This window comes from Rhizobium sp. rho-13.1 (assembly GCF_007000305.1).
GTDB lineage: Bacteria > Pseudomonadota > Alphaproteobacteria > Rhizobiales > Rhizobiaceae > Rhizobium > Rhizobium rhododendri.
In genome coordinates, this window is sequence record NZ_SCFL01000002.1 from 233,297 (window position 1) to 245,769 (window position 12,473).

Sequence of the window (12,473 nt, forward strand, 5' to 3'; positions counted from 1 at the left end):
CGGTCGCGTCGGCCGGCCCTATAGTCGGGAGAAGCGACATCGCGGTCGCCTGCAAGCTGGTCGAGTGAAATGCATACGAAAAACCACCAAAGCCTGCGCAGAAGCATTTTGCATTCCATCCGGAACCGGAAGATCCATCGCACGCACGCCCATGCGACCGACCATGAACGTATGCCGGGCACCGTAATCGCCTCCTACAATGTTCATAAATGCGTCGGCTCGGATCGACGCTTCGATCCCGATCGCATTCTGCGGGTCATCCAGGAAATCGATGCGGACATCATGGCCTTGCAGGAGGCCGACAGCCGGTTTGGCGAACGCACCGGCCTGCTCGATCTGTCCAGGCTCGAGCGTGAGACAGGGTTGGTCGCCGTGCCGGTCGAAGGGGTCGCGAAGGCCCATGGTTGGCATGGCAATGTCGTGCTGTTCAAGCAGGGAAAGGTCCGAGATGTCCATCAGATCAAGCTGCCAGGTCTCGAGCCACGTGGCGCGCTGGTGGCGGAGATCGAGCTGTCGAACGGCAGTGCCCTGCGCATCATAGCCGCCCATTTCGGCCTCTTGCGTCGCTCACGCGCGCAGCAGGCGCGTGTCCTCGTCGATATCATGACCAGGGACGATGAAACGCCGACCATCCTGCTCGGCGATCTCAACGAATGGCGTCTGGGCAACCGCTCATCGCTACACACGTTTCACGCGGCGTTCGGTCCTCAGCCGGCTGCGGTACCAAGCTTCCCCGCCAATATGCCGATCCTTGCGCTCGATCGCATGATCGCCAACAAGAGCGGCCTGATCTCGGCAATAGAGGTCCATAACACCCCTCTGGCGCGCATGGCTTCCGACCATCTGCCCATCAAGACGACGTTGGTGGCAGAGCCAATAGCCGCAGCAAGCGTCTGATCGCCGGCGTCAAACCTTATCGCGAAACAGTTTCCAGCGTGTCGGCCTGAAGGCGATGCGGCTACGGTCGAGCTCGCCAACTTTTTCGGGTGGTAATTCGATCTCGACCCGGGGATGACCGGCGCCGATATCGATTTCGATATGACGTGTGCCTGCAACGCGACGGCTGGCGGTAAGCAGCCCCGCTATGCAGCCGCCGCATCCATCGCGCAGTTCGACGTCGTGAGGCCGAAAGTAGAGATTGGCCGTACCGTCGGGCTCGCCTGCGGCCGTCAGTCCGAGCGGGCGATCCTCGAACCAGATCTCGCCATCGGTCAACTGCACCTTCAAGCAGTTCGACTGGCCGATGAAGCCGAAGACGAAGGGCGAATTCGGAGTGTCGTAGATATCGTCGGGCGTGCCGATCTGCTCGATGGCACCCTGGCTCATGACGACGACCCGGTCCGCAAGCTCGAGTGCCTCGTCCTGATCATGGGTCACGAAGACAGTCGTATGGCCCGTCCGGTCGTGAATTTCCCGCAGCCATTTGCGCAGATCCTTGCGCACCTGCGCATCGAGCGCCCCGAAAGGCTCGTCGAGCAAAAGCACGTTGGGCTCGACGGCCATGGCGCGGGCGAGCGCCACGCGCTGCCGCTGGCCGCCGGACAGCTGTGCTGGATAGCGTTTTTCGAGGCCGGAAAGCTGAACCAGATCGAGCAGTTCGAGCGCCCGCCGACGGATCTCCGATCGCGCCGGGCGGCGCGCCGAGGGGCGCACCTTGAGGCCGAAGGAGATATTGTCGAGCACCGTCATGTGGCGGAATAGCGCATAGTGCTGGAAGACGAAGCCGATATTGCGCTGCTGCACGGTCTTCATCGAGGCGTCTTCATTGCCGAAATAGATCTCGCCTTCCGTCGGCGTCTCCAGCCCGGCGATCAGCCGCAACAAGGTCGTCTTGCCGGAGCCGGAGGGCCCCAGCAGCGCAATCAGCTCGCCGGAGCGGATGTCCAGCGTGACGTCGTGCAGGGCCGGAAAGCGGCCGAAATCCTTGCGGATGTTTTGAACGCGAACTTCCATCAGTCTTCCTTAGTGACGCCGGCTCGCAGCGATTTCCTCGCTGAAGCGCATTTCCAGCAACGTCTTGAGAATAAGCGTCACCAAGGCGAGCAGCGCAAGCAGCGTTGCCACGGCGAAAGCGCCGGAGAAATTGTAGTCGTTGTAGAGAATTTCGATCTGCAGCGGCATGGTGTTGGTCTCGCCGCGGATATGACCTGACACTACCGAGACTGCGCCGAATTCGCCCATGGCGCGGGCGTTGCAGAGCAGCACGCCGTAGAGCAGTCCCCATTTGATATTCGGCAGCGTCACGTACCAGAAGGTCTGGAAACCGCTGGCGCCGAGCGAAAGGGCGGCCTCTTCATCGGCCGTGCCCTGTTCCTGCATCAGCGGGATCAGTTCGCGGGCAACGAACGGAAAGGTAACGAACATCGTCGCCAGCACGAGGCCGGGCACCGCGAAAAGGATCTTGATATTGTTTGCCTCAAGCCATGGGCCGAGCAGGCTGTTGGAGCCGAACAGCAATACGAAGACCAATCCGGCGATGACCGGGGATACCGAGAACGGCAGGTCGATCAGCGTCGTCAGGAACGCCTTGCCCTTGAATTCGAACTTGGCAATCGCCCAGGCCGCACCCACGCCAAACACCAGATTGAGAGGCACGCTGATGGCAGCGACAATCAGCGTCAGCTTGATGGCAGAAAACGTCTCTTCGTCCTGCAGCGCCTCGAAAAATGCGCCAGCGCCCTTGCGAAACGCTTCGACGAAAACGGCCGCCATCGGTAGCAGCAGGATCAGCGCCAGGAAAACGAGCGAGATTGCGATCAGCGTCCGGCGGGCAAACCGGCCCTCGGTGACGGCAGACGTCACCTCATGAGGCGGCGCTGTTGGATCATGCGCCATAGCCGTACCTCCGCCTGCTCCAGGTCTGGATGAGGTTGATCACCAGCAGCATCACGAAGGAGATGATCAGCATGATCGCGGCGATGCCGGTCGCTGCGGCATAATTATATTCCTCGAGCCGGATGACGATCAGCAACGGTGCAATTTCCGACACGTAGGGCAGGTTGCCGGCAATGAAGATCACAGATCCATACTCCCCGACCGCACGCGCAAAGGAAAGCGCGAAGCCGGTGAGCACGGCAGGAGCCAGCCCCGGCAATAGCACCCGGGTGATGGTTTGGAAGCGGTTAGCGCCGAGCGTTGCTGCAGCCTCTTCGACCTCGCGGTCGATTTCTTCCATGATCGGCTGTACCGTGCGCACCACGAAGGGCAAGCCGACGAAAATCAGTGCAATCACAACGCCCACAGGCGTAAAAGCGACCTTGATGCCGAGCGGCGAAAGAAACTGGCCGATCCAGCCATTCGGCGAATAGAGTGTGGTCAGCGCGATACCGGCGACGGCCGTCGGCAGCGCGAAGGGCAGGTCAACGACGGCATCGATGATCCGCTTTCCGGGGAAATTGTAGCGGACCAGCACCCAGGCCAGAATGACGCCGAAAATTGCATTGACGACGGCAGCGACCAGGGCGCCGCCAAAGCTCATTCGCAACGCCGCGAGAACCCGAGGGTCTGACGCGATCGACCAGAAGGCTCCCCAGCCGAGCGAACTCGTCTTCAGCAGCAGGCCTGAAATCGGAATGAGAACTATGAGGATAAGCCATATCAAGGTAAAACCGAGCGCCATTCCAAATCCTGGAATGACGCTCGGTTGCCTGAATTGCCACCGCCTACGGGTTGGTGCCTGCATCTAGTCTTACTGTCCCGGCTTGTAGATCTTGTCGAAGATGCCACCATCCGCGAAGAATTTAGGTTGCGCCACCTTCCATCCGCCAAAATCGTCGATCGAGGCGAGCTTGAGGTTGGGGAAGCGGGCAATGTCTTTCGGGTCGGCGGCTGCAGGCTTGATCGGACGGTAATAATGCGCAGCCGCAATCTTTTGTCCATCGTCTGAATAGAGATAGTTCAGATAAGCCTCGGCAAGCTTCCGCGTGCCCTTCTTGTCGACATTGCCGTCGACAACGGCAACCGGCGGATCGGCCCGGATCGATACCGAAGGGGTGACGATCTCGAACTTGTCCGGCCCGAGTTCCTCGAGCGACAGGTAGGCTTCGTTCTCCCAGGCAAGCAAAACGTCGCCGAGGCCGCGTTGCACGAATGTCGTCGTCGCGCCACGGGCGCCGCTGTCGAGAACCGGCACATGCTTCAGAAGTTTAGAGAGGTATTCCTCCGCCTTGGCATCATCGCCGCCATTGGCCTCTTTTGCCCAGGCATACGCCGCAAGAATGTTCCAGCGCGCGCCACCTGAGGTTTTGGGGTTCGGAGTGATGACCTGGACGCCGTCCTTGATGAGATCGGGCCAGTCCTTGATAGCCTTGGGGTTGCCCTTGCGCACGAGGAAGACGATCGTCGATGTGTAAGGCACGCTCTTGTTGGGAAACTTGGTGTTCCAGTCTGCCGGTATCTTGTTGGTCGCCTTGGCGATCGCATCGATATCGCCTTCGAGCGCCAGCGTCACCACATCGGCGTTCAGCCCGTCGATAACGGAGCGAGCCTGGGCGCCCGAACCGCCGTGAGAGGCCTTCAGCTCGACCGTTTCGCCGGTGTCCTTCTTCCACTTGGCAGCGAAGGCGGCGTTGAAATCCTTGTAGAGTTCGCGTGTCGGGTCGTAAGACACGTTGAGCAGCGTCTGTTCGGCTGCAAACACGGATGCTAGTCCCGAGAGCGAAAAGCTGCCGATTAGCACTGCGGTGGCAAGAAGTCTGGATAGCCGTAGCGTCTGCATGAACACCTCCCTGATTGTGCCTCAACTCTACCAATCTGGTCGTATAATGTAACGGCGATTGTTCCCGCGACGCGCGCCAACGTGGAATTTCATCCCATAGACTCGCGAAAAATGAAATCACATTGCTGAGCGAAGCAGCTTGGCCCTGCAAATCCCGCAGAGACCGGATCTCATTGATCGGCAATCATGATTTAAGCTGACATTGCCGGTCCCTTTGCGTTAATTGCTCGAAATGCCTGAGGAATAAGTTCGTGAGCGAAAAAATTGCAGTGATAGGGCTCGGCTATGTTGGCCTGCCGGTCGCCATGGCCCTGGCCGACAAATACGCCGACGTGATCGGTTTCGATGTCAACCACGCGCGGATCGAAGACCTGAAAAATGGCCGGGACTCCACCCGAGAAGTATCGCCCGACCGCCTTCGCGAGACGTCGCTGCGCCTGTCGAGCAGCCTGGAAGACCTTGGCGACCGCACCGTATTCATCGTGGCGGTGCCGACGCCGATCGACAAGAACCGCCAGCCGGACTTGCGACCGCTTATCGCCGCCTCGCGCACCGTCGGCCAAGTGCTGAAGCCGGGCGCAATCGTCGTCTACGAATCGACCGTATTTCCTGGTGTCACGGAAGAAATATGCGGCCCGGTGCTGGCCGAAGTCTCCGGCCTGAAACAGGGCGAAGGCTTTCATCTCGGCTATTCGCCTGAGCGCATCAATCCCGGCGATCGCGAGCACACGTTCGAGCGAATCGTCAAAGTGGTGTCAGGCGATACGGCCGAAACGCTCGAACGGGTCGCGGCGATCTACAGCAGCGTCGTCGATGCCGGCATCCACCGCGCGACCAGCATCCGTGTTGCCGAGGCTGCCAAGGTCATCGAGAACACCCAGCGCGACCTGAACATCGCGCTGATGAACGAGCTGTCTATCATATTCGAAAAGATGGACATCCGAACCGCCGACGTTCTCGAGGCCGCGCGGACCAAGTGGAATTTCCTGCCCTTCACGCCAGGGCTGGTCGGCGGCCACTGCATCGGCGTCGATCCCTATTATCTGACGGCCAAGGCCGAGGAACTTGGCTACCATCCGGAAGTCATCCTGTCCGGCAGGCGGATCAACGATGGAATGGGAGCCTTCATCGCCCAGAAGCTGATCAAGATGCTGGTGTCGGCGGAAAAGCCCATCAACGGTGCGCGGATCGGCATCTTCGGCCTGACATTCAAGGAGAATGTCCCCGATCTGCGCAACAGCCGCGTGCCAGACATCATCCGCGAATTGCACCAGTTCGGCCTCAAGCCGCTGATCCACGACCCGATGGCCGATGCCGACGAGGCGGAACATGAGTATGACGTTCGGTTCACCGCCCTTGAAGCATTCCCGCCGCTCGATGCCGTCGTGCTTGCCGTTCCGCACCGCCAGTATCTCGCCGACGATGCCGGAGCCCTGCTCGGCCTGCTGAAACCTGGCGGCGTCGTGGTCGATGTGAAATCGGCGCTCCAACTCGATAATCCAGGCCTTGTGGGCCATGCCGTCTGGAGCCTCTAGCCTGGGAAAGCCTGCACCGTCAGCGCCACACCCTGTTCGCTTGAAAACGGTGGCGTCCAGCCGGTAATGCGGCGGGTCTCGCCGATATCGACTTGCAGCGAACCCAGCAGCCGTCTCGCCGCCGAACCCTTGCCCAGCATTGCCGCAGCCGCTTCGATGAGACGGGCTGGCACGGGCAGAAGCCAGGTCTTGCGACCCATTGCGCCAGAAATGCCGGCGATCAACTGCCCGATGGAAAGGTCCTCGCCGTCGCTGACGAGAAATGTGCGGTTGGCAGCGTTCGGGTGAGCGACGCAGAGGATGATGAAATCCGTCAGGTTGCCGACGAACAGCAGCGACCTTTTGTTGGAGATGAGACCGAAGGGGAGGGGCAGCCCGCGCCGCGCAAGGCGCATCAGGCTCGCGAAATTGGCTTTGACACCCGGACCGTAGATGAGTGGCGGACGGATCACGACGATGTCCATGCCCGTCTGCCTGCCGAGGTGAAACAGCGCCTGTTCTGCTTCCCATTTCGAAAGCCCGTAGGGATCCCTGGGCTCCGGCACGTCTGCGGCGGTGAAAGGCCGGCCTGGGGCCGTCTCCTCGCCGTTGACCTTGATCGAACTCACGAAAATGAAGCGTCGAGCGCCGGCTGCTGCGGCCTGGCGTGCCAGATTGAGCGTGGCGTCGACATTCGCGGCACGAAACGCAGCCAGCGGATCTGCCGCCGTATCATCCATGACATGCACGCGAGCGGCTAGATGAACCACGCAATCGATGCCGGCCAGCGCTTCGGTCCAGTCCGTGCGGGCGTCGATCGTGCCCACCGGATGAAATCCTGACGTAGGCAGACGACTGGCCGGACGAAAGGCAATCCCGCGCGCCGTAAGGTCCGCACAGAGCGCTGTGCCAACGAACCCGGTTGCCCCGGTCACCAATATCATGCGCCGGCCCCTGTGGTAGTTTCAAGCATTCGATCATCCCGCGTTTCTGTCTGCTATTAGCGCTATCAGCACTCAGGCGATAGACGTCGGGATGCGATCCAAAACCGGGAAAACAGGGTGCAAACGACAATCTGATTGTGAAATCGCCCCGGATATGAGATTCACGCCGAAATTTCTCTCCGGCAGTTCCAGATGTTGTACACCGTCTCCAAACGCAGTTTCGACCTGTTCGCAGCCCTTGCGGCAGCGATCCTGTTTTCGATTCCGATCCTGGTCGTGGCAATCTGTGTGCGCGCAACCTCGAAGGGGCCGGTGCTGTACTGGTCCGATCGGGTAGGCCGGGACAATCGCATTTTCCGGATGCCGAAATTTCGCAGCATGCGCGTCGATACGCCAGCCGTTGCGACCCATCTGCTTTCCGACCCGAAACGTTACCTGACGCCGATCGGCTCCTTCCTGCGCCGCTCCAGCCTCGACGAGTTGCCGCAGCTCTGGTGCATCCTCAAGGGTGAGATGAGCCTTGTCGGTCCGCGTCCAGCCCTCTTCAACCAGCAGGACCTGATCGAGCTTCGTACCGCCAGTGGCGTCCACACTCTGGTGCCGGGCCTGACCGGCTGGGCCCAGATCAACGGCCGCGACGAGCTGCCCATTCCCGACAAAGTACGGCTCGACGCCGAGTATCTGAAGCGTCGATCCTTCGCGTTCGATCTATGGATCATTCTCCTGACCGCCATGAAGGTGCTGGGGCGGGATGGCGTAACGCATTGAGCCGAGTGCGATCTTCTTGCCATGACGGCGTGAATTTCGAGCCCTGCTGCAGCTGAAACCCCTATCCCCTCTTTACAGCCAGCCGGCACCTCGGGATAAGCGTCAGGAGATTGTCCGGTCGGACACCCGAAGACCTCGACGAGGCCGGGGTCAATGCCCACCTACCTATCGGAGCGGTCAAGGGATATGATGACTACGTCGACTGCAGCGAAGCCGAATGCCCTTCTGACGATTATCATCAGTATCGCCTGGCTTTTCGCCGCCTCCGCGGTGTTCGTCGAAACGGATGCCTATCGCTATGCATCGGCAGTTCTCGCCATCATTGCCCTGGTCCATTTCCTGAAGATGCCGAACCGGCCCGCTACAAACTGGCTTGGCTGGCTGTGCATGGCGTGGGGCATCTATGTCGCGGTCCGCTTCCTTCGCTTCTACATCATGACGCATCCGCACGAGAGCGGCGCATCCGAGTGGCTCTACGCTTTCCCGTTTTTCTTCCCGATCCTGGGTGTTGCCTTTTCGATGACGGAAGGGCGGATCGAGCGCATCGTCGCAGCGTTTTTCGCGGTCGCCCTGGTGATGCTCGCGGCCACCACCGGATACGTGCGGATATTTGCCGGCGAAACGGTCAAGCCCCTGATCATGAACAACCAGATCCACGGGGCGGTCGCCTGCGGCCTTATCCTCTTGTCGGCCTATTTCTGGTGGCTTCACTACCTTTCCAACAGCGATGCGAAGCCGCTCCTGCGCCGATTTGGCCTTGTCGTCGCACCTGTAGTGATGATCCTCTGTCTCATCGCAATCTATGGCGCAAAGTCCAAGGGCGTCTGGCTGGCGCTGACCCTGACGTTGCCGATTGCTGGATTGTTGTCCCTGACCTATCTGCGCCTGCGTACCGGGCTGATCACCATCGTCGCTGCATCCATCCTGCTCGGTTGTGGCGCCTATGCCGTACGCCACAATCTCAACAAGACGGCCGGGCCGACTGTCGATGCGGCGATTTCCATGCTTGAAGGTTTTCACGCGCGTCGCGACTTCAACGGGGTCGTGCTCGGCACCATCGATTCCCCGACGACACCCGTCTCGATGGATGAGCGTTTGCAGCTCTGGTACGACGCCGGAGAACTCATTTCCTCGGCGCCGGTGTTCGGCTGGGGAAGCAAGTGGGTCGACCAGTTGAATGCCGCGCGCTATCCGAATGTCAGGTACACGCTGTTCCACAACGGCTATCTCGAAATCCTGGTGCGCTTCGGTATCTTCGGCGCGGTTATCATGTCTGTCATCCTCGGCGCGCTGTTCGTTTCGGTGTTTCGCGCCTTTCGCGCAGGCGTCATCCCGCGCGCCGCCTTCCACGTCTACACGGTCGGCCTGTTCTTCTTCGCTCTGACGCTACTCAGCAACTCGAACAACAGACTGGCGATCGGCGAAAGCCTGGCCCTCCTCAGTTCGGCCTTTGCCTGCTGGTGCAACATGCGAACCGCACACGACTACGATGCATTGCGGGAGGAGCCCGGCGCGAGAGGCTGAAAGTGCAACGCGCGAGCGAAGGATTGTCGCTGTCGGCATGCGAATATTCGAAAACTCTGCCGTTTGCTTAAAAGGGCAACCGCCCGTTTAATCAAAACGCAATTGTTACCCGTCATGGTAAGAGCGTCCAGGCGCCGCCATCCGCCTGTCAACGTTCGGGTCATTCGCTGGCAACGCAGCCGCCTCGGCCGGCAGGAGTTTTGATGAACATCGTCCACAAGCAATCGCATTCGAGCGGCGATACCCTCGAAATCCTCTCCTTCCACCTCAATGGCCAGGAATTTTGCGTACGCACGACGGCCATTCGCGAGATCCGCGGCTGGGATGCCGCAACGCCGATCCCCCATTCGCCGGCGGAGGTCATGGGCGTGATGAACTTGCGCGGCACGGTGATCCCGATCATCGACCTTTCGCTCAAGCTCGGCATGAAAAGCACCGTGCCAACCGAGCGCAGTGCCATCGTGGTCGCCGAAATCAACGAAACATCGATGGGCCTGATCGTCGACAGCGTATCCGATATCCTCACCATCGATGCCGCCCTGCTGCAACCGGTTCCCGACATGAACGTCCCCGGCGGCACGAGCTATTCCGATGGCATCATCGCTCAGGATAGCGGCATGATCTGCTTTCTCAATCTTGAGCGCATGTTCGAAGCATCCGGACTGGAAAACCTCGCCGCCTGAGCCGGCGGCTGACGACATTTGTGTTCGGTGACTTGCCCTGGTTGCCCCGGCTGATGGTCGACAGGTTGACATCAGGGCCACCGAACCCTATCTAAAGGTTGTCGATATTGCTTGTCTGACTTTTGTTATTGCGCGCATCTTGCGTGCCCTGGACGAACTTCCTTTCAAAATCGGGACTTCACCTCGCGGCGCTTTTTGCGCGGCGATCCTTCAAATTACATGAAAGGGTTTCGTCATGGCCACTGGCACAGTTAAATGGTTTAATTCCACAAAGGGCTTCGGCTTCATTCAGCCTGACAACGGCGATGCCGATGTTTTCGTTCACATCTCGGCCGTCGAACGCGCTGGCATGCGCGAAATCGTCGAAGGCCAGAAGCTCTCCTACGAGCTTGAGCGCGACAACAAGTCGGGCAAGATGTCCGCCGCTCAGCTTCAGGCTGCTTAAAGGTCTTTCTGTCCCGGCGGCGACAACGTAGCCGGGGCATGAACACCATCGGAAGGTCAGGCAATATGCCTGGCCTTTTTTGGTTGCAGTCGGTCTTCTCGCTGCAGGCAAACCCCTTCGTGTCCAGGCATCTCGAGCCGACACGCGCCAGCCTCCCGATCTAACCAAACAATCTGTACCGGCAACTTCATCCGAAACGGGTGACGATTGCGGCATTGGAGATATCATGCGCCCTACACGATGGAGCGAAATCGTCACGCTGACGGTCAAGCCAGGCGAACTCATAACCCTCAAGAACCCTGCTGAAGCGCTCGAGTTTCTGGACGGCCCATGGCCGGGCAGTCCCGGTCCACGCCATGCCGCTGCGCGCCGCTTTTGCCGCGCTGCTCTTGCTGGCAACAAGGATTCGGAAGACGCCCGCAAGGTCTTTGTCGAGGCAGCCCAGGAGGCCAACCTCAAGCCTCGCTGATTTCGAAGCCATATCCAGCGGATCGTCGCATGAACCATGCGGCAATCCCTAAAAAATACCAGTCCGGACACTTTTGGAAATATTCGGAAAAACGCCGTTCGCCGATGGATGTTATGCCCGGCGCAATGGAGAGTTTGATGATCCGATTGCTGCAGCCTGCCTGTCCCGCCTTTGACGTCGACGGGGAGAATTCCTGATGCGCCGTGCACTTTTATTCGTGCTCCTGCCGCTGTTGATCGTCGCTTCGGCAGCCTTCGTCTTTCGCGGCCGGCTGTTTGCGGCCGACGGACCGTCTTTCATCGTGGCCGCGGTGACGCGCGGCGATGTCGAGGAGACAGTTCTTGCCTCTGGCACCTTCAAGCCAGCGCAGATGGTGGCCGTTGGTGCGCAGGTTTCCGGCCGTATCACCGCCCTCAATGTCAAGCTTGGCGATACGGTGCAGAAAGGTGCGCTGGTTGCCGAGATCGATTCGGTCACCCAGAGAAACGAACTTCGCACGGCGCAGGCTTCCCTTGCCAACGTCAAGGCGCAGCGCGACGAGAGCGAGGCGGATCTTGAAAACGCCGAGATAACGCTAGCCCGCCAGCGGGCGATGTTTGCCAAGCAGGCCGGCCCGAAGTCCGACCTCGACAGTGCCGTCGCAACCGTCAAGAAAACGACCGCCGAGATCGCAGCTCTCGATGCCCAGATCACCTCTGCCCAGGTCGCCGTCGAGACAGCAGAGGCGAACCTTGCCTATACCCATATCACCGCGCCGATGGATGGCACCGTTCTGGCGATCGTCAATCAGCAGGGCCAGACCGTCAACGCTGCACAGTCGGCTCCGACCATTGTCATTCTCGGCCAATTGCAGACGATGACGGTGCGGGCCGAAATTTCGGAAGCCGATGTCGTCAAGGTCAAGGTCGGCCAGGCGATCGACTTCACCATCCTCGGCGATCCCGGAACGATCCACCGTACGGTGTTGCAGTCTATCGAGCCGGCGCCCGAATCGATCACCAGCGACAGCAGCATCAGTTCGTCGAGCACGACATCGAGTTCGTCCACCACTTCGTCGACATCGACCTCTGCGATCTACTACAACGGCATCTTCGATGTTCCCAATCCCGACGGCCGCTTCCGGACCTATATGTCCGCCGAGGTTCACATCGTGCTGGGCTCGGCGCGCGGCGTCCTCACCATACCTTCGGCAGCCTTGGGCGCCATGGGCGCGGATGGCCAGTACGATGTGCAGGTCGCCGCAACCGACAATTCGACGTCGATGCGCAAGGTGAAGATCGGTCTCAACAACAATGTCAGCGCCGAGGTCCAGTCCGGGCTGTCGGAGGGCGAGCGGGTCGTCGTCGGCGAGAGAAGTGCCACCCAGGCGACAACGAAAATGGGCGGGCCGCCACCGATGGGACTTTAGG

Annotated in this window: 14 protein-coding genes; 9 read left to right on the top strand and 5 right to left on the bottom strand. The window is 60.1% G+C overall.

The genetic code is table 11. The features are described 5' to 3' along the window. The first annotated feature begins 69 nt into the window (after nucleotides 1–69). Nucleotides 70–897, top strand: a complete 828-nt coding sequence (locus EQW76_RS07550; protein WP_142823815.1) for an endonuclease/exonuclease/phosphatase family protein — start codon at nucleotides 70–72, stop codon at nucleotides 895–897. Between the two features lie 9 nt (nucleotides 898–906). Here the strand turns inward: EQW76_RS07550 and EQW76_RS07555 are convergent, their stop codons facing one another. The 4 genes from EQW76_RS07555 to EQW76_RS07570 are packed head-to-tail and all read right to left on the bottom strand — an operon-like array spanning nucleotide 907 to nucleotide 4,717. Next, nucleotides 907–1,953 carry a sulfate/molybdate ABC transporter ATP-binding protein gene (locus EQW76_RS07555; RefSeq protein ID WP_142823816.1) on the bottom strand — a complete coding sequence of 349 codons (1,047 nt, stop codon included), beginning with the start codon at nucleotides 1,951–1,953 and terminating at the stop codon, nucleotides 907–909. A gap of 9 nt (nucleotides 1,954–1,962) precedes the next feature. Then, nucleotides 1,963–2,835, bottom strand: coding sequence for a sulfate ABC transporter permease subunit CysW (gene cysW, locus EQW76_RS07560; RefSeq protein WP_142823817.1), 873 nt, complete (start codon nucleotides 2,833–2,835; stop codon nucleotides 1,963–1,965). After that, the gene (gene cysT / locus EQW76_RS07565; protein WP_111216351.1) at nucleotides 2,825–3,682 is read right to left on the bottom strand and encodes a sulfate ABC transporter permease subunit CysT; all 858 of its coding nucleotides are present in this window, start codon (nucleotides 3,680–3,682) and stop codon (nucleotides 2,825–2,827) included. The genes cysW and cysT overlap by 11 nt, the downstream gene beginning before the upstream one ends. Before the next feature lie 6 nt (nucleotides 3,683–3,688). After that, nucleotides 3,689–4,717: a sulfate ABC transporter substrate-binding protein gene (locus tag EQW76_RS07570; RefSeq protein ID WP_142823818.1), complete on the bottom strand. Its 1,029-nt coding sequence runs from the start codon at nucleotides 4,715–4,717 to the stop codon at nucleotides 3,689–3,691. Between the two features lie 251 nt (nucleotides 4,718–4,968). Between EQW76_RS07570 and EQW76_RS07575 the strand changes: the two genes are divergently transcribed. Continuing rightward, nucleotides 4,969–6,252, top strand: a complete 1,284-nt coding sequence (locus EQW76_RS07575) for a nucleotide sugar dehydrogenase (protein WP_142823819.1) — start codon at nucleotides 4,969–4,971, stop codon at nucleotides 6,250–6,252. Here EQW76_RS07575 and EQW76_RS07580 read toward each other — a convergent pair. Then, nucleotides 6,249–7,175, bottom strand: coding sequence for an SDR family oxidoreductase (locus EQW76_RS07580; RefSeq protein WP_142823820.1), 927 nt, complete (start codon nucleotides 7,173–7,175; stop codon nucleotides 6,249–6,251). The genes EQW76_RS07575 and EQW76_RS07580 overlap by 4 nt on opposite strands. A 192-nt stretch (nucleotides 7,176–7,367) precedes the next feature. On the opposite strand from EQW76_RS07580, the gene EQW76_RS07585 reads away from it, so the two are divergent. From EQW76_RS07585 to EQW76_RS07610, 7 genes are all read left to right on the top strand, one after another. Further along, nucleotides 7,368–7,943 carry a sugar transferase gene (locus EQW76_RS07585; protein WP_142823821.1) on the top strand — a complete coding sequence of 192 codons (576 nt, stop codon included), beginning with the start codon at nucleotides 7,368–7,370 and terminating at the stop codon, nucleotides 7,941–7,943. Between the two features lie 189 nt (nucleotides 7,944–8,132). Beyond that, complete coding sequence (locus tag EQW76_RS07590) at nucleotides 8,133–9,467, top strand: O-antigen ligase family protein (protein WP_161991063.1); 1,335 nt, start codon at nucleotides 8,133–8,135, stop codon at nucleotides 9,465–9,467. 203 nt (nucleotides 9,468–9,670) lie between these two features. Beyond that, nucleotides 9,671–10,150, top strand: a complete 480-nt coding sequence (locus tag EQW76_RS07595; protein WP_142823823.1) for a chemotaxis protein CheW — start codon at nucleotides 9,671–9,673, stop codon at nucleotides 10,148–10,150. Nucleotides 10,151–10,385: 235 nt separating this feature from the next. Further along, complete coding sequence (locus tag EQW76_RS07600; RefSeq protein WP_111216365.1) at nucleotides 10,386–10,595, top strand: cold-shock protein; 210 nt, start codon at nucleotides 10,386–10,388, stop codon at nucleotides 10,593–10,595. Between the two features lie 226 nt (nucleotides 10,596–10,821). Further along, complete coding sequence (locus EQW76_RS07605) at nucleotides 10,822–11,064, top strand: DUF982 domain-containing protein (RefSeq protein ID WP_111216367.1); 243 nt, start codon at nucleotides 10,822–10,824, stop codon at nucleotides 11,062–11,064. Between the two features lie 29 nt (nucleotides 11,065–11,093). Beyond that, complete coding sequence (locus tag EQW76_RS29005; protein ID WP_153816478.1) at nucleotides 11,094–11,261, top strand: hypothetical protein; 168 nt, start codon at nucleotides 11,094–11,096, stop codon at nucleotides 11,259–11,261. Continuing rightward, a complete protein-coding gene (locus EQW76_RS07610; protein ID WP_142823824.1) occupies nucleotides 11,261–12,472 on the top strand; it encodes an efflux RND transporter periplasmic adaptor subunit in 1,212 nt (403 codons plus the stop codon). The genes EQW76_RS29005 and EQW76_RS07610 overlap by 1 nt, the downstream gene beginning before the upstream one ends. Nucleotide 12,473: the final 1 nt, after the last annotated feature.

What these genes read in the sequence shown, in the direction of transcription:
- EQW76_RS07550 (WP_142823815.1), top strand. Translation starts at nt 70, where the DNA reads ATGCATACGAAAAACCACCAAAGCCTGCGCAGAAGCATTTTGCATTCC.
- EQW76_RS07555 (WP_142823816.1), bottom strand. Translation starts at nt 1,953, where the DNA reads ATGGAAGTTCGCGTTCAAAACATCCGCAAGGATTTCGGCCGCTTTCCG.
- cysW (WP_142823817.1), bottom strand. Translation starts at nt 2,835, where the DNA reads ATGGCGCATGATCCAACAGCGCCGCCTCATGAGGTGACGTCTGCCGTC.
- cysT (WP_111216351.1), bottom strand. Translation starts at nt 3,682, where the DNA reads ATGCAGGCACCAACCCGTAGGCGGTGGCAATTCAGGCAACCGAGCGTC.
- EQW76_RS07570 (WP_142823818.1), bottom strand. Translation starts at nt 4,717, where the DNA reads ATGCAGACGCTACGGCTATCCAGACTTCTTGCCACCGCAGTGCTAATC.
- EQW76_RS07580 (WP_142823820.1), bottom strand. Translation starts at nt 7,175, where the DNA reads ATGATATTGGTGACCGGGGCAACCGGGTTCGTTGGCACAGCGCTCTGT.
- EQW76_RS07585 (WP_142823821.1), top strand. Translation starts at nt 7,368, where the DNA reads ATGTTGTACACCGTCTCCAAACGCAGTTTCGACCTGTTCGCAGCCCTT.
- EQW76_RS07590 (WP_161991063.1), top strand. Translation starts at nt 8,133, where the DNA reads ATGACTACGTCGACTGCAGCGAAGCCGAATGCCCTTCTGACGATTATC.
- EQW76_RS07595 (WP_142823823.1), top strand. Translation starts at nt 9,671, where the DNA reads ATGAACATCGTCCACAAGCAATCGCATTCGAGCGGCGATACCCTCGAA.
- EQW76_RS07600 (WP_111216365.1), top strand. Translation starts at nt 10,386, where the DNA reads ATGGCCACTGGCACAGTTAAATGGTTTAATTCCACAAAGGGCTTCGGC.
- EQW76_RS07605 (WP_111216367.1), top strand. Translation starts at nt 10,822, where the DNA reads ATGCGCCCTACACGATGGAGCGAAATCGTCACGCTGACGGTCAAGCCA.
- EQW76_RS29005 (WP_153816478.1), top strand. Translation starts at nt 11,094, where the DNA reads ATGAACCATGCGGCAATCCCTAAAAAATACCAGTCCGGACACTTTTGG.
- EQW76_RS07610 (WP_142823824.1), top strand. Translation starts at nt 11,261, where the DNA reads ATGCGCCGTGCACTTTTATTCGTGCTCCTGCCGCTGTTGATCGTCGCT.